The organism is Paenibacillus sp. FSL W8-0187, assembly GCF_037969755.1.
GTDB lineage: Bacteria > Bacillota > Bacilli > Paenibacillales > Paenibacillaceae > Paenibacillus_AQ.
Map to the genome: position 1 here is coordinate 5,290,318 of NZ_CP150206.1, position 15,059 is coordinate 5,305,376.

Annotated in this window: 15 protein-coding genes; 2 read left to right on the top strand and 13 right to left on the bottom strand. The window is 52.5% G+C overall.

All coding sequences use genetic code 11. The features are described from left to right. Nucleotides 1-9: 9 nt before the first annotated feature. The 10 genes from MKY48_RS23860 to MKY48_RS23905 form a co-directional block, all read right to left on the bottom strand. Nucleotides 10-981, bottom strand: coding sequence for an isochorismatase family protein (locus MKY48_RS23860; RefSeq protein WP_339291244.1), 972 nt, complete (start codon nt 979-981; stop codon nt 10-12). 45 nt (nt 982-1,026) lie between these two features. Next, entirely contained in the window at nt 1,027-2,667 is a 1,641-nt protein-coding gene (locus tag MKY48_RS23865) for a (2,3-dihydroxybenzoyl)adenylate synthase (protein ID WP_339291246.1), read from the bottom strand. Next, a complete protein-coding gene (gene dhbC / locus MKY48_RS23870) occupies nt 2,664-3,908 on the bottom strand; it encodes an isochorismate synthase DhbC (protein ID WP_339291248.1) in 1,245 nt (414 codons plus the stop codon). Before dhbC ends, MKY48_RS23865 begins: the two co-directional genes overlap by 4 nt. A 69-nt stretch (nt 3,909-3,977) precedes the next feature. After that, nucleotides 3,978-4,763: a 2,3-dihydro-2,3-dihydroxybenzoate dehydrogenase gene (locus MKY48_RS23875; protein WP_339291249.1), complete on the bottom strand. Its 786-nt coding sequence runs from the start codon at nt 4,761-4,763 to the stop codon at nt 3,978-3,980. A gap of 13 nt (nt 4,764-4,776) precedes the next feature. Then, complete coding sequence (locus MKY48_RS23880) at nt 4,777-5,619, bottom strand: alpha/beta hydrolase-fold protein (RefSeq protein ID WP_339291251.1); 843 nt, start codon at nt 5,617-5,619, stop codon at nt 4,777-4,779. A 10-nt stretch (nt 5,620-5,629) separates the two neighbouring features. Next, complete coding sequence (locus MKY48_RS23885) at nt 5,630-6,700, bottom strand: ABC transporter substrate-binding protein (RefSeq protein ID WP_339291252.1); 1,071 nt, start codon at nt 6,698-6,700, stop codon at nt 5,630-5,632. 48 nt (nt 6,701-6,748) lie between these two features. Next, on the bottom strand, nt 6,749-7,963 hold the full coding sequence (locus MKY48_RS23890; RefSeq protein ID WP_339291254.1) for a helix-turn-helix domain-containing protein: 1,215 nt from the start codon (nt 7,961-7,963) through the stop codon (nt 6,749-6,751). A 259-nt stretch (nt 7,964-8,222) separates the two neighbouring features. Then, nucleotides 8,223-9,023, bottom strand: coding sequence for a Cof-type HAD-IIB family hydrolase (locus MKY48_RS23895; RefSeq protein ID WP_339291256.1), 801 nt, complete (start codon nt 9,021-9,023; stop codon nt 8,223-8,225). Between the two features lie 38 nt (nt 9,024-9,061). After that, nucleotides 9,062-9,814: a pseudouridine synthase gene (locus MKY48_RS23900; protein WP_339291257.1), complete on the bottom strand. Its 753-nt coding sequence runs from the start codon at nt 9,812-9,814 to the stop codon at nt 9,062-9,064. Continuing rightward, complete coding sequence (locus MKY48_RS23905; RefSeq protein ID WP_339291259.1) at nt 9,811-11,409, bottom strand: RsmB/NOP family class I SAM-dependent RNA methyltransferase; 1,599 nt, start codon at nt 11,407-11,409, stop codon at nt 9,811-9,813. The genes MKY48_RS23900 and MKY48_RS23905 overlap by 4 nt, the downstream gene beginning before the upstream one ends. 160 nt (nt 11,410-11,569) lie before the next feature. Here MKY48_RS23905 and MKY48_RS23910 point away from each other — a divergent pair, with 160 nt between their 5' ends. After that, nucleotides 11,570-12,097 carry a thioredoxin family protein gene (locus tag MKY48_RS23910; RefSeq protein WP_076325752.1) on the top strand — a complete coding sequence of 176 codons (528 nt, stop codon included), beginning with the start codon at nt 11,570-11,572 and terminating at the stop codon, nt 12,095-12,097. Then, the gene (locus MKY48_RS23915; RefSeq protein ID WP_339266804.1) at nt 12,094-12,549 is read left to right on the top strand and encodes a PCYCGC motif-containing (lipo)protein; all 456 of its coding nucleotides are present in this window, start codon (nt 12,094-12,096) and stop codon (nt 12,547-12,549) included. Before MKY48_RS23910 ends, MKY48_RS23915 begins: the two co-directional genes overlap by 4 nt. An 83-nt stretch (nt 12,550-12,632) precedes the next feature. Here MKY48_RS23915 and MKY48_RS23920 read toward each other — a convergent pair whose 3' ends face one another. Genes MKY48_RS23920 through MKY48_RS23930 form a run of 3 tightly spaced genes read right to left on the bottom strand, consistent with a single transcriptional unit; the run spans nt 12,633 to nt 14,997 of the window. After that, nucleotides 12,633-13,076, bottom strand: a complete 444-nt coding sequence (locus MKY48_RS23920; RefSeq protein WP_339291261.1) for a DUF309 domain-containing protein — start codon at nt 13,074-13,076, stop codon at nt 12,633-12,635. Continuing rightward, nucleotides 13,066-13,878 carry a GTP pyrophosphokinase family protein gene (locus MKY48_RS23925; RefSeq protein WP_076325749.1) on the bottom strand — a complete coding sequence of 271 codons (813 nt, stop codon included), beginning with the start codon at nt 13,876-13,878 and terminating at the stop codon, nt 13,066-13,068. Before MKY48_RS23925 ends, MKY48_RS23920 begins: the two co-directional genes overlap by 11 nt. A gap of 24 nt (nt 13,879-13,902) precedes the next feature. After that, nucleotides 13,903-14,997 (bottom strand): quinone-dependent dihydroorotate dehydrogenase, encoded by a 1,095-nt coding sequence (locus MKY48_RS23930; RefSeq protein WP_339293550.1) that lies wholly within the window; start codon nt 14,995-14,997, stop codon nt 13,903-13,905. Nucleotides 14,998-15,059: the final 62 nt, after the last annotated feature.

Below are 15,059 nucleotides of genomic sequence, written 5' to 3' on the forward strand. Positions count from 1 at the left end.
CATCCCTCCTTACACCGTATAGTAATCATAATTAGGCCGCGACAAGCACAGCTTATCCGACAACAATTCCCACCAACCCGCCAGTGTAGGCCGCTCGGCCAATTCCACAAAGCTGATATCGATGCCTCCACGCCGCAAACGCTCGGCCAAACTCATGATCCGAATGGAATCTAGCCCCCAGTACTCAATCAGATGGTCATCTTCGCCAATATTAGACGACTGCTCCTGCAGCAAATCTGCTACGTTCTCTCGCAACGTTTGCAGCGTCAACAGCGGTAGTGCGTCCGCAGAACTCTCCCCCTCTCCGCTTGGAGCTACAGAATGCTCCGAGACCGTATGCTGCCCTTGGGTTAACGAAGCAACCAAACGTTCCGTGGTCAGCGTAACAGCGCAGCGTTCGGCAGCATAAGTCAGTGCCAGACGATGCTTCTCTTCCGAGAAATCGGCAAGGGCATCCGCAATGAAGAATGGCTGGATGTCTTTCATAAAAGCTTCGGTTGCGGTCAGCAAACAACCGATATGGGCGTAAATCCCGCAGATCATCAGCTGGTCGCGGCCTTGCTCGCGCATCATTTCATGCAAATTGGTTTTCTGAAAGGCGCTGTATCTCCATTTGGTTAACAGCAGATCCCGCTCTGTTGGCGCCACCTCATCCACGAATCTCTTCTGGTAAGGACCGTCATTGATGCCGGACCCCCAGAAATCCTGCAGCAGACCACGCTGCTCCGGTGCTTGTCCGCCAGGTTGTGCCGAATAGATCACGGGAATGCCAAGCTCAGCACAACAAGAGCGAAGCTTCTGAATATGGGCGATCAGCTCAACGACAGGCGATTGATCCGGAGTGAACGCGTCGATGAAATATTGCTGCATATCGTGGATGAGCAGCACGGCTCGGCTGTGATCTGCCGTCCATGCCACCTTATTCTTGGGCAGATCCGCCTCCCCAGGCATGGGATAAGGTAAAATCTTAGGAAGTGCCATCATATCTCCTCATTTCTAAATGAATTGGATATATTCACCCGAGCGTCATGATGTTTGTATCGCTAGTTCGCGCAGACTCTTTTTGCTTACTTTACCGACACCCGTGTGCGGGAAGGAATCCATAAACTCCACCCGATCCGGGATTTTGTATGCAGCGAGCCCCCTATTTCTGAGAAAAGCCTTCAGTTCATTGCCGCTAACCGCAGCATCATGGACGATAACGAATGCACAGGTCCGCTCGCCCAGATACTCGTCCGGCATGGCGACCACGGCTGCATCGTGCACGCTCGGATGGGCAAGCAGATGATTCTCGACCTCCTCGGCCGCGATTTTGTCACCCCCGCGGTTAATCTGATCCTTGGAACGGCCTTCGATCACCAGGTATCCTGAGGGCGTCATGCTCGCCAGATCCCCCGTTCGATAGAAGCCGTCTGTGGTAAAAGCCTTTTCGTTAAACTTGTCCGCTTTATAGTAGCCGCGAATCGTGTAGGGTCCCCGTGTCAGCAGTTCCCCCACTTCACCGGGAGCAACCTCCACGTCATCCTCATCCACCAGCCGCACTTCATCATACGGGGACATCGGACGCCCCTGCGTATGCACCGTTATCTCTTCCGGGTCATCCAGCCTGGTATAGTTCACCAAGCCTTCCGCCATCCCGTATACTTGCTGCAGCGTACATCCCAGCACCGTTTTTACCCGCTTGGCTGCCTCTGCACTGAACTTGGCCCCGCCCACCTGCAGCACCTGTAGGTGGGATAGATCATCCGAGCGGGATTGTGCGGCCTCAAGCCAGATTAAGGCCAGAGGCGGGACGACCGCCGTTATTGTTACGGCCTCGGAGGCGATCAGCGGAAACGCCACCTCCGGACTCGCGGACCGGGCAAGGACAACTCTCCCTCCCGCATACAGCGTCCCCAGTACGCCCGGCGAGCTAAGCGGAAAGTTATGGGCAGCGGGCAGTACCGCCAAATAAACGCTATCCTTATCCAGCGAGCAGATTTCGGCGCTCATGCGCAAGCTGTAAATATAGTCGTCATGCGTGCGCGGAATGAGCTTCGGCAGTCCGGTCGTCCCGCCAGACAGCTGCAGGAACGCAACATCGCCGGGATCGGGGCCTTCCTCGTCCAATTCGCTTGAAGGACTGCCCAAATCATTGAGATACAGATCATCCAGGGATAGAAATGACCCCGAGCCCGGGTCGCCTGCAACGATGACATTTCGCAGCGAAGGAACCGATATCTGAACTTGAGCTGCCAAGTCCCGGTAATCATATCCCGAATCCTGATCCGGTATAATATAAGCGGCAGCTTCGCTGAATCCGCATAGATATACGATTTCGCTCCGGCGGTGGACGGGCAGGGCGAAGACAGGAATTGCACCGATGCGGAACAGCGCAAATATCGTATCGAAAAATGGCGCTATATTCGGCAGCTGAACGATAACCCGTTCCTGCGCTTTAATCCCGAGCTTAAGAAATCCAGCTGCTAGGCGGTCCACCCGGTTGTCCAGCTCGGCATAGCTTGTACGCTGATCGCCGCACACGATCGCAGTCCGCTCCCCATGCGCTGCCGCACGCTTCCGCAGCAGCGCTCCAAACGTTTCGCCCTGCCAGCATCCTTCCTCCCGATAACGGGCAGCAAACTCCTCCGGCCAAGCCTTACAACCTGCCAATTCCAATATCCTCATTCCTCCTCCAAAAGCGTTGTCTGTTGCTCATTCAAGCCCATGGCTGCAAGAATCGTGCGGAATTTGGCTGACGTCTCGGCCAGCTCGGCTTCCGCATTGGAGCCTGATACGATTCCGGCTCCCGCAAACACCCGCAGTAAGGTTCCTTCCGTTTCCGCGCAGCGAATCGTTACGGCCCACTCGCCGTCTCCGTTAGCATCCGACCAACCAACGGCCCCCGAATAGAATCCGCGATCAAACGGTTCGATCGCTCGTATGACATCCCTGGCCGCATCGGTCGGCGTGCCGCAGATCGCCGGTGTCGGGTGCATCGCCAGAGCAAGATCCAACGACGTTACGGAATCATCCTTCAGGACGCCGTTGATTTCGGTAGACAGATGCCACATGGCATTCGTGTGGATGAGGGTAGGTTCGGCGGGAACTTCCAACTTGCTGCAAAAAGGCTGCAAAGCCGACGCCACAGCATCAATTACGAGGGCATGCTCATATCGGTCCTTAGCGGATGACAACAGGGCTGTCGCCCGCCGCTTATCTTCAACGGGATCGGTACTCCGCGCGGCGGAACCGGCCAAAGGATTCCCCTTGATTCGAAGCCCCTTCTTCGTTACGAGCAGCTCTGGGCTTGCCCCAAACAGAGTCCTTGTAGATGCAACGGCATCCGGACTGGAAGCGTGGGGTAACTCGGGTGCCAACGGAACGGCAAACGTATAGCCATGGGAGTGATGATAAGCTAAGTGATTCAATATATGAGGAATGGACAAGGCATGAGGAAGCGTGATCTCCAGTGTTCGGGATAGCACCGCTTTATGGAGTGTTTCTTGACTAATCAGATCCAGCAACCGGTTCACGCCTTCCTTGAACGCCGCCGGTTCAGGAACGGACAGCACGTTATAACTGGAAATCAGGGGCCTTTCCGGGACTTGGCCTGTAGAGAATAGATGGGAATCATACCACTGAGCCGTAAGCGGAATAAACAGGTTCGCCGGCTTCAATATGTCAAAAGGGATGGCGCCTACAACAACGGCATCCGACCGTCCCGCTTGCTTGGCGAGGTCCAGCAGTTCCCAGGCGCGTTCCGGCAGTGAACTATGATCGTTTCCTGAGGGAATCGAAAGTCTTGAATACTCTCCATGCGTTAACAACGTCTTGCGCGGGGATGAGAAGAAGAAGGACGAACCGACCCGGTATTGTTCCATAAGTTGCACAGCCTCGGCTGCGGTTGGAGCATCATACTGTAACATTTCAGTCTCCTCTCTGCTTATGAGCCTACCATTTATCGAATTTGCAAAAAGAATAAAACACGAGAATCCTCAGCAGCCCAACGTCGCGCCGCCATCCACGCATACATCCTGCATGGTCATGTGCCGGGCCCGATCGGATACGAGAAATATGACGGCATCCGCAATATCGGAAGGGAGCGCGATTCGACCAAGCGGTATGCCGACACGGTAAGAGTCCAGCGCCCCCTCGATGATGGGCCCTGCGCCTTGATCATCCTTCCAGAGCAAACGCTGCATCCCTGTATCCGTAGAACCCGGGGAAACCACATTACAGCGGATGTGATGACGGGCATATTCCAGCCCCAAACACTTCGTGAACATCGTGGACGCTGCCTTCGAAGCAGCATAAGCCGACATCTGGGCCCGTGGAACTCTGGATGCATTCGAACTCACTGTCACGATAGCTCCGGAATTACGGCCCGCCATCCTTCGGACGACGGAGCGCGACGTGTAGAATACGCCGTTGGTGTTGACGTTGAAATGCGCCTGCCAATCCTCGTCGCCAAGCGACTCAACCCCTCCGATTCGCAGCACTCCGGCAACGTTAACGAGAATCTCGATCGGACCGAGTTCCTCCTCAATCCGCTCGATCATCGCTTCAACCTCGGCACTGCAGCTGACATCCGTCTTGTAAGCCGCAGCCTGCACACCTGAGCCGCATAGATCGGCCGTAAGGCTGATCAGCTCGGCCTCCTTCTGATCGCAAGCCGCGACGACAGCTCCTTCTCGGGCGAGGGCTCGTGCCACCGCTTCGCCTATCCCTTGGGCGGCACCGGTCACGAGGGCTACTTTCCCGTTAATACCTGTAATCTCCAAGGCGATCACCTCCTTAGTCGTGAGGATAAAGTGCATGCCGTAATGCTCTGCTGATGAGGACAGGTAGTACGGAAAGATGCCCCTCGTCCTCAAACTCTTTGAATTCGGCTGAGATGCCATACATAGACACAGCAGCCAGACGGTCGGCGAGTTCGGATGCGCTGATGCAATTGCCGGTGACATGGGACCTCTCGTGCTCTCCTGCACCAAGCAGCAGCCGAACATGGCAAGGCTCTTCCTTGATGCGTTCGACAAAGCGCTGCTCCAGCTCATGTAAATATTCTTGATTCCAGTGAATAGATGGGCTGCCCGCGATATAACACGAGAATGCCTGCGGTTTGCTGAACATGGCATAGAGCGTGAACAGCCCGCCAAGGGAATGACCGAAGATCGTCTGACGACGGCGGTCGATGTTAAATTCGCTCTCGATCTGCGGTTTCAGTTCCTCCTCGATGAATTGCAGGAACTCAGCCGCTCCTCCCTGTTCCGGTACGGAACCCCCATCCAGCTTGTTTTTGAACTTCATGTTGGGGTAGGGCGTGTAATCATAGAACCGATTCGGGGCATACTGCCCCTCCGTCTCGTAACCGATACCGACTATGACCGCCGGCAATATCCCTGTTTTGTCCGGCCTGTGGCACTGCAGGCGCAGCGTTTCGACCATCGTGTGAAACACGCTGTTGCCGTCCAGTAAATAGATGACCGGATATCCAGACGGCGGGGCCGGTCCCATCGGCTGTGCCGCAATGATTCGGTAGCGGCGCTGCCCTGCCCTCGAGCGCATCACCCAATGCTCCGCATGGGGCAGCTCCACGCTGCGCCGCATCATATCAACGTAAGGCGTATGATTGCTCATGCAGTGCCTCCTATTGACCCGCGATGGAGCGAACGACATCATCCACGATTTTCTCGTAGGCAATAAGGCCGCTTCCCAGCCAGTATTCGTTATTCGCTTCATAGACATGCCCGTTCTTAACGGCCGGCATGCCCTTCCAAATCGGGCTTTCCGTGATTTCCTTCAAACGCTCGGTTCCCTGATCGTAGGCGTTAATGACAAAAATATAATCTGCATCCAGCTGCGGCAGTATCTCCAACGAGATGTTAGCTGCATTCTCGTTCTCGACCAGCTTGGACTTGCCCAGTCCCAGGTCTTGATGGAGCACAAAGCCGCAGAGATAATTTCCGCCCATCAAACTGACGCCTCTAGGTGCAAAACGAATGATGGCAACGTTCTTGTCCCCCACCACGGAACTCAGCTTAGCCTTCGCTTCGCTTGCTTTTTGCTCGTAATCCTTCAGAGCGGTCTCGGCCTCCGTTGCTTTCCCAAGCAGATCCCCCAAGGTGGTCAGCGATTTCTCAACATTACCGGAAGCATTTTTGAACACGTATGTTGGCGCGATTTTGGCGTATTTTTCATATGTACCGTCCGCGGCATAGGTTTCGGTATGGAGCACGATGAGATCTGGTTCATAGGACATCAGGGCTTCTGGTGAAGGTAAGCCTCCTGAAAAATCAATCAAGGGGACGCCGTCCAGCTCCTGCTGCAAATAGGTGTGTCCCATCTTGCCGTTGGCCCATTGTGCAACAGGCTTCACGCCGAGCTTCAGCAAAGAATCCTCCATGTTCGGTGCGAACACGTTTTTCACGTCAGCCGGAATCTTCACTTCATGCCCAAGCTCATCCGTTACCGTTCGCTCCTCCTTCGTTGATGTCCCTTCACTGTTCGTTCCTATTTCCTCCGTCGATTCTTGACCGTCCTCAACGGTGCCGGTCGTCTCGACTGCTACGTTCTTCGCTGCCTGCTGATCGCCGCCCGCTGCTTCGGAATCCACCTTGTCCCCACAGCCTGACAACAAGCCTATGACGATAACACAGCACGCCAGTGCTGATATTTTGATCCTCCAACTTCTCTTTCCACGGTTAAAACGTTCTGCCACAATATATCTCCTCCTGTGATAATGATTCTCAATTAAGTCGAGTATATATTACGTAACAAACGATTCACCATGGCTTTTATCCAGAACTCCGTTTGGACTATCTCCTGTAAACAGCAGCAATGCCTCGTCCAGCATTCTCGTCACGGCAAGAGCGGAATATTCGAACCACGGATCGGACGAGATCATGTAGACGCTGCTTCGAACGACAGCTCGGAGTGTCTGCCATTTCGCAGAATGCAAAAGCGCAAGCCAATAGCGGCGTGATGTGGCTTCAGGGCATACCGCGATCAGGATCCGGTCCGGATTAATCCGTTGCAAATCATCCAGCGTGATCTGTTGATTACGCATGGTATCCAGACCGCAAGCTTCCTTGAGCTGTAAATCCTGGTATAGCACTTCCTTAAGTCCCCGGTTACCGTATGCATAGAGGCTATGTCCATATATTCGCAGCGCAACGATACTCTCGCTTCCCATTACTTGCTGCATTCGTGAGCGTGCGTACTGCACTCGACGTTCATACTGTTCTATCCATAATTGTGCCTGCTCTTCTTTATTCAAAAACGTTGCGATACTCTCCAACTGCTTCCTCCACCCTGCATGGGACGGAACAATCAAGGTAGGGGCAATATGCTCCAGCTTGGTGACTTCCTCTGGACCGAGATGGTCCATGCCGATAATAACGTCAGGTTTTGCGCGGAACAGCTGCTCGATATTCTCCTCGAAACGGCTGTCCGGATAAGGGGACGTCAGCTTTAAGCGCGACTTGATCTCCGAGTGATAGGCATTGTAGTAATACGGAGTCCACTTCGCGTCAAGAGGCGCAGCGGCAGGGACGACATTCAACGCTACCAGCTGCCCGATGATAGAGGAAGAGCAGGCCGCAATGAGCTGCCTTGAATTTCGGGCATATTCGGACGGCGACATGCCCACCTTCTTTTTAAAAATACGGCTGAAATAGAACTCATCCTTGTAACCGACTCGCTGTGCAATGTCTCGAAGCCGATCGTCCGATTCGGCCAAATAACGCTTCGCATGATTCATACGAACGTGGGTTAGGTAGTCGATCGTGGTTTGGCCGAATGTCTTTTTAAATAAATCCACAAAATACTTAGGACAAATATTAGCCATCCTGGCCAATTGGCCAATAGATAACGCCTCTTCATAGTGGCAATCGATAAACTCTTTAATCTCAACCAGACTGGTTCTCCCGCTACGATCCGAATCCGATAGGCTATCTATTTTCAGCTCTTCTTCCGTACGCATGAGTTGCCTCCTTTTTCCGATAAAACGAGATGCAGGCTATGCAGGCATGTTTATCAGCCTCAATAATTGATAATGATTATCATTTTCATTGATAAAAATAGCATGCCATTAGCAACGTGTCAATCCAAATTTGGAAGGAAATGCTTGTCCCTATACTCTGAATGAAACCTGTTAACAGGTTTCAAACTACGCAAAAAACCCGCCATTAGGCACTTTCCCAAGTGTCCTGTGGCGGGTTCTCTTTTATAAAATAGTCGATTTACGACAAACAGTATTTCACCAATGCCTCGTGTACGCCGTCCTCATTATTCGAAGTTGTCACCGCATTGGCAGCAGCCTTGACCTCGACCGGAGAGTTATCCATCGCAATCCCCATCCCTGCATAGGTCAGCATCGTAATATCGTTGAAGTAATTGCCGATGGCCAGCACCTCGTCCGGCTCATAACCTCTTCTTGCTGCCAGCTGCTGAAGCGCGCTTCCCTTGGATGCTTCACTATGCATAAGATCGATGAAGTACTCTCCGCTTCGCAGCATGTTAAAAGGAAGGGTCCACTGGCTCCAATCTGCGTAAACGCGGTCGATATCGGCGGATTCGCCAAAGGTTGTGAATTTGACGACCGGGTCTGACAGCTCCTCCCATGACGGCAGGTTGCTTGGCAGCATTAAATAGTTCTCGTACATCGAACGAACCGGACCGGCAAGCTCCTCCACCTGGTCCACATACATCTCAAAGGCGGTATTCACGTCAAAATGCACCCCGTGCTTACGGCAGTATTTCATGAAAGGCTCAAGCTGAAGCGGGTCCATGCCGAACTGATGCACAATTTTTTGGGTCTCCACTTCTACCGTTGCCGCACCATTATGACTGATGACATAACCGCCAAGACCCATGCTTTTCATAAAAGGAATCGAATTCAGCGGTCCTCTGCCTGTGCACAGTACAATTTCCACCCCTTGTTTTGCGGCTTCCATTACGGTGTTCCTCGTTTTCTCCGTAATTTCATGATCATCATTCAACAGCGTTCCATCAACATCAAGTGCTACCAATTTGTATGCCATTCTCCATCCATCCTTTAGTCTCTATTTCTCTATCGTGATTATGCCCTTCCGATCAAAGACAATTCTTGCTCGGTCAGCTCCCGGTACGCCCCGATCTCGAGCTTTTCATCCAATCGAAGTTCGCCCATGCTGACTCTTTTGAGATAAACGACTTTTTTGCCTACCGCCTCAAACATCCGCTTGACCTGATGAAATTTACCTTCATGGATCGTCAGCGAGATGCGGGACATCTGGGCCCCGTCGCCTCGTTCCTCATGGGAATGGATTACCAGCTCTCCGGGCAACGTTACGTATCCGTCATCTAAGGTAATTCCCGCAGCAAACAACCGCACATCCTCATCGTCCACCCTGCCCTCTACTATCGCTTCATAGGTTTTCGGAATATGCTTCCGGGGCGACAGCAGCTCATGGGCCAATTTACCGTCATTTGTAAGCAGCAGCAGTCCTTCCGTGTCCTTATCTAATCGGCCCACCGGAAACGGCTCGAAGATCAGGTATTCCTCATCCAGGAGATCCAGCACCGTACGGTCACGAAGATCCTCGGTCGCCGAAATGACGCCCGGAGGTTTGTGCAGCATGAGATACACAAATTCCCGGTATTGAACGGTCTCTCCCTCAAACTCAATGATATCCGTATAAGGATCAACATGTTTGCCAGAGTCCTTCATCACCGTTCCGTTGACCACGATGCTCCCTTGTTTGGCTTTTTTCTTCAATTCGGCCCGCGAGCCGAATCCCAGATTGGATAACACCTTGTCCAATCTTTGCGTTGTTCTGCCTTTAGCACTCATATCGATGTCCACCTCCACCCTGCCGGATACTCATTCTTCAATATTCCTGCCTGCCATTTGCCCCAACCGGCTGAGTATCCGTCTATACACACTAACACATAACCCTTCGCTTCAGCACCCGATCGACAGATCACGCGCTCTTCCGGAATCGATAAGGTTTCCCCTTTCAAATACCGGACCGCTTCCCCGTCCTCGGAGGACAGGCTGACATAGCGAACAGCCTCATCCGCTCGAAGTGCTGTAGCCAAGGGATGTCCAGGTACAAACCGTTCATTCTTCAACTGTCCCATATACCATCCGGGACGAATCACTTTGAGCTGCTTCAGCCGCTCTTCTGGCAGGGGCGATACATACACATGATTCCCGTAGATTACGAGATATCCCGTCAGCTCCATATCCAGCTGCTCGCGAATAAAGGCTTGTAAAAGATGAATCGAACCCGATTGAGAATCCGTAACGCTCCGGCGGGATGCCTGCTGGCGCGTTGCACCTTTACCGTATTTCCCTGGTTTACCTGATCTCTCCTCCCGAAGAGCAGTTTTACCTTTACGTTCACGGGATTGCTCTGTCCGGGAGGATATAGCAAGCGACTCGTTGACCAAGCCGCCAGGCTTGAATAATGGAGCTTGTTCCCGTTCAGCCTCACGCATGTTCAGCTCGCCCTCCCGCTGAAGCACGGCCATGAAATGTCCTTCGCCTCTGACCTTATGCGGCCACAGTCTGGCGGTCCCGGAAAGCTGCTTCAGTACATCGTCCTTCACCTTTTCCTGTCCCGACATCCAGGCCGTTTCACCCGGAGAATAAAATTCCGAATGATCCACCGGGACCACGCAAAAATCCGAATGCTCATTCAGAAACTCCGCAATCATCCCTTCGTTCTCCTCTGGAGAGAAGGTACAGGTAGAATACACCAGCCGACCTCCCGGACGGAGCATGGCTGCTGCCGATTTCAAAATATCCCGCTGCATCTCCGCAAACTTCAGCGGAGACGACGCTTCCCAGTACTTCAGCATGGATTCGTCTTTGCGGAACATCCCTTCGCCGGAGCAGGGGGCATCGATCAATATTTTGGAGAAAAATCCGGGGAAAGCACCCGCGATCCGCTCCGGATCCTCATTCAGCACCACGGCGTTCCGCACGCCGTACATCTCCAAGTTTTTCGCAAGCGCTTTGGTGCGGTCCGGATGAATATCATTGCTAACCAACACCCCCTGCCCACTCAGCTTTGCTGCAATCTGCGTAGATTTGCCGCCGGGAGCCGCGCACAGGTCCAGTACCAGATCCCCCGGCGTTACGCCGAGCAGTTCAACCGGAGCCATCGCGCTTGGTTCCTGAATATAATATAACCCCCCATGATAGTAAGGATGCCGTCCCGGACGCTCTCCAGCCTGAGTATAATAACCGGTGGAACACCAGGGGATGGGTACAAGGTCAAAAGGGGACAACTTCATGAATTCCTCTCTGCTGATCTTCAGCGTATTCACCCGAATGCCGGCATTCGGGGCTTGTTCATAAGACTTCATAAAATTGTCATAGTTTTCGCCAAGCAGCGATTTCATCTTCGCCAGAAACGGCGAGGGCAGTTGTAATGCCATACATGGTACCTACCTGTTCTGTATCGTATCGTTTGAAAGTATATTTTCACCGTGCTGAAGCAAACATTCGCATGTTCCGCTCCGACTTTTAATATTGTATAATAAACTACATTAAAAAGGACAAGTCCTTATTTATTATTAATCATTAGGGGGTGGATCCATGAACCGCAAAAAAAAGAATAAATACACCGCATTATACGCCTTCGGCGGAGTCTTCGTCTTATTGATTGCTGCACTCATTTTCTTGAACGGTCAAGGAGAAGCAAGCGAATTGTACGGGGGCAAGAAGGTCTCCAGCCTGAACCCGGCTACGCAAGAACTCCTTAATGATCCGAACTACCAGCAAATCATTTTGCCGGATCAGCTGAAGAGCAAGGTTGACAACAAAGAGAACTTCTTCGTGTACTTCTTTGCATCCGACTGTCCGCACTGCCGTGCGACGACCCCGGAACTGATGCCTTTGGCGGACGATGCTGGAATTACCATGCACCAGTACAACCTTCGCGAGTATCAGGAAGGCTGGAGAGAGTACAACATTGAGTTCACCCCGACGCTGGTCTACTTCGAGAACGGCGTAGAGAAAGAACGCATGGTCGGCGGATTGAAACCAGAAGGTTCCAGTGAAGGTTATTCCATCGATGACTTCAAGCAAATCCTGGATAAATATAAAGGGAGCGTGACGAAATGAACCGCACTCGCGCCATCCTCTTTACCTTCGTCATTTCGGGCATGCTGCTGACCGCATGCGGCGGTAAAGAATCCGCTGCTGGGCATCAGCACGGCGCCGATTCTGAACGATATGAGACAACAGCCAGCATGACGGTTATGCCGAAGTTCTTGTCGAGCTATACCGACAACACGCAAGCAACCTATGCCACGGTCGGAGAATTAGAAGACATCATGAAGGAAATCAAATGTTATTGCGGCTGCATGGACGAGGAGAATGGCTATCACGATTCCCTTCATCGCTGCTTCATTGCCGAGAACAAGGACGGCGAAGTCAAATGGACGGACCATGGCGCTCAATGCGGCATCTGCCTGACCGAGCTGCAGGATGCCAAACGGCTTCATGACGAAGGAAAATCCGTCGAGGAAATCAAACAGTTCATCGATGATAAATACAAAGGTACCGAATCTTAATCCTAAATGGTCATATAAAAAAGAGCTGCCCAAAAGTAGATCCCTCTACAGACGGGCAGCTCTTTTTTCACTTGTTCCTAAAGTTACTTGGAATGTGCCCGCTCCGGCTTTCGCCGCTGCGGAATGTTCGGCATGATGCGCTCCGATGCCAACCGAACTGCCTGCTTAAGCTCAGCATCCCCAATTTCGATCGTCAAATCCCTATAGGGAAATGGACGAACGTCATACGACGCCAGCTGCTTGGCATAGTCACGTACTTCGCTTACCAGCTTCCCCATCGAGATCCCCAGTTCATCCCCGGGATAACCCCCGAGTCGGGATACAGCGCTTGTGAACATTTTAAATGCTCCTCTTACGTTGTTGTTCCGGAAATGAAAAAGCCCGACAGCCACTTGCAGAAGTCCCTTATACCTTGGATCACGATCCCGCGCGAGCCACAGTTCTTCTAACACTTCATGACATTCGAAGTAGTCCCGATCACGGTTAAAGTAAACGAGGTAAGCGACATACAGCGGTTCATAGCTCATGCTCGTTTACTTTCTTCTTGGCTTCGGCCAGCAGCTCCTTCACCTCATCCAGAAGCACCTTCATCGCATCCATGTCATGATCCTGAAATATCGCGTTAAACCGGCTCTGAAAAGCAATTGCCTCATTGACCAGATGGAAGAAATACAGCTTGTGAATCGCGTTCAGCACCTGTGTCGTAATATTGGAATCGTCCTCGAACTGCCGCTGCGCCTCCAATATATCCTCCCGGATGCTCGACATTTCCGTATCCAGCGTATTCGCCGCTTCTCCGGCCTTCTTCAGCCGTGCCCGAATGTCATCCGGGAGGCTTTCCCGGTACTTGTAGCTAAGGGAATGCTCAATCGTAGCCCAGAAATTCATGGCCAGCGTGCGGATCTGAATTTCGGCAAGCACCTTCTTTTGCCCCAAAGCCGTTTGCACCGGATATTCGATAATCATATGAAAGCTCCGATAGCCGCTCTCTTTGAAATTGGTAATGTAGTCCTTCTCGTATAATACAGTCAGGTCTTTCCGTGCCCGGATATATTCGGCTACCCGCCGGATATCCTCCACGAACTGACACATAATCCGAATGCCTGCGATATCCTCAATCCCGGTTTCCAACTCGTCCATCGGCACATCGAGGCGTTTCGCCTTGTCCAGTATGCTCGAGATCCGTTTGACCCGACCCGTTACGAATTCGATAGGTGCGTATTCCTCCCGTTTTTTCAGTTCGGAACGCATCGTCTTGAATTTAACCTTCAATTCCTCAACGGTCTGCTCATACGGAAGCAAAAATGTCCCCCAGTCTCTAACGTCCATCGCCTTGCCTCCTGTCTTTACCCTTTACCGATGATTAGCCCCGACGGCTTCGGAAATATGGCTGAAGCCATCCCGTGCAAGCAGCTCCCGGAGACCGGAATGAAGCTTGCGGTTCACCTCAGGCCCTTCATAGATAAGTGCTGTATAAATTTCCACCAGGCTTGCGCCCGCGCGTATTTTGTCATAAGCATCACTTGCCGTAAAAATTCCGCCAGACCCGATAATCGGAAGCGCACCGCCGGTCTGCTTGTAAATCCGGGATACAATCTCCGTCGATCGGTTACGCAGCGGTTTCCCGCTAAGGCCGCCGGTTTCTTTGGCGTTACCGTGCGTCAGGCCATCCCGGGAAAGCGTCGTATTCGTAGCGATAATGCCGGAAACGCCGCTTGCACTAATCGTATCCACCATGAATTCCAGTTCCTCATCACTCACATCCGGCGCAATCTTCACCAGGACGGCCTTCTCGCCTCCATGGATCTTGGCTTGGCGGGACATTTCGTTCTTCACGGCTTCCAGCAAGGATGACAATTCGCTCCCATGCTGAAGGCTGCGCAAGTCCGGCGTGTTCGGGGAACTGATGTTGACAACAAAAAAGTCGCCATACGGAAATAAAGCTTGAATGCAAGCTTCGTAATCACCGTTGGCTTTCTCGTTCGGAGTCGCCTTGTTCTTTCCGATGTTGACGGCAACCGGAATACGGCGTTCCTTGAGTGCGGACAGCCTTTTTGCCATCGCCTCGGCCCCTTCGTTGTTGAAACCCATCCGGTTGATGAGTGCCTCATCCGGAGGAAGCCGGAACAATCGCGGCTGTTCGTTGCCCGGTTGTCCCTTCGGGGTCACCGTTCCTACTTCCATAAATCCGAAGCCTATGGAGGAGAAACCTTTGACGGCCTGGGCATTTTTATCTAACCCGGCGGCAAGTCCGACCGGTGTCGGGAAATGAAGCCCGAACAGGTCCACCGCCAAATCCGGTGTTTCGCTAACACCGTACATCCCTCGCATGACAGCGTCTGCGCCGACCACGCCGGAGGCACGTCCAAGGCCGCCAACCACAAGGTGGTGAGCTTTCTCGGGATCGAGTTTAAAAAATATAGGTTTGCCTATGTTGCGGTACAGCACATCCACTCTTCCTCTCATCCAGTTATTTCTCTATCCTTCAGTTTATCCGTTTCTGCCTCAAA

Excerpts from the sequence above, each read along its gene's own strand:
- MKY48_RS23880 (WP_339291251.1), bottom strand. The coding sequence starts at position 5,619 with ATGAGCAATCATACGCCTTACGTTGATATGATGCGGCGCAGCGTGGAG.
- MKY48_RS23900 (WP_339291257.1), bottom strand. The coding sequence starts at position 9,814 with ATGAGTGCTAAAGGCAGAACAACGCAAAGATTGGACAAGGTGTTATCC.
- MKY48_RS23925 (WP_076325749.1), bottom strand. The coding sequence starts at position 13,878 with ATGGACGTTAGAGACTGGGGGACATTTTTGCTTCCGTATGAGCAGACC.
- MKY48_RS23920 (WP_339291261.1), bottom strand. The coding sequence starts at position 13,076 with ATGAGCTATGAACCGCTGTATGTCGCTTACCTCGTTTACTTTAACCGT.
- MKY48_RS23865 (WP_339291246.1), bottom strand. The coding sequence starts at position 2,667 with ATGAGGATATTGGAATTGGCAGGTTGTAAGGCTTGGCCGGAGGAGTTT.
- MKY48_RS23890 (WP_339291254.1), bottom strand. The coding sequence starts at position 7,963 with ATGCGTACGGAAGAAGAGCTGAAAATAGATAGCCTATCGGATTCGGAT.
- MKY48_RS23905 (WP_339291259.1), bottom strand. The coding sequence starts at position 11,409 with ATGGCATTACAACTGCCCTCGCCGTTTCTGGCGAAGATGAAATCGCTG.
- MKY48_RS23910 (WP_076325752.1), top strand. The coding sequence starts at position 11,570 with ATGAACCGCAAAAAAAAGAATAAATACACCGCATTATACGCCTTCGGC.
- MKY48_RS23895 (WP_339291256.1), bottom strand. The coding sequence starts at position 9,023 with ATGGCATACAAATTGGTAGCACTTGATGTTGATGGAACGCTGTTGAAT.
- MKY48_RS23915 (WP_339266804.1), top strand. The coding sequence starts at position 12,094 with ATGAACCGCACTCGCGCCATCCTCTTTACCTTCGTCATTTCGGGCATG.
- MKY48_RS23860 (WP_339291244.1), bottom strand. The coding sequence starts at position 981 with ATGGCACTTCCTAAGATTTTACCTTATCCCATGCCTGGGGAGGCGGAT.
- dhbC (WP_339291248.1), bottom strand. The coding sequence starts at position 3,908 with ATGTTACAGTATGATGCTCCAACCGCAGCCGAGGCTGTGCAACTTATG.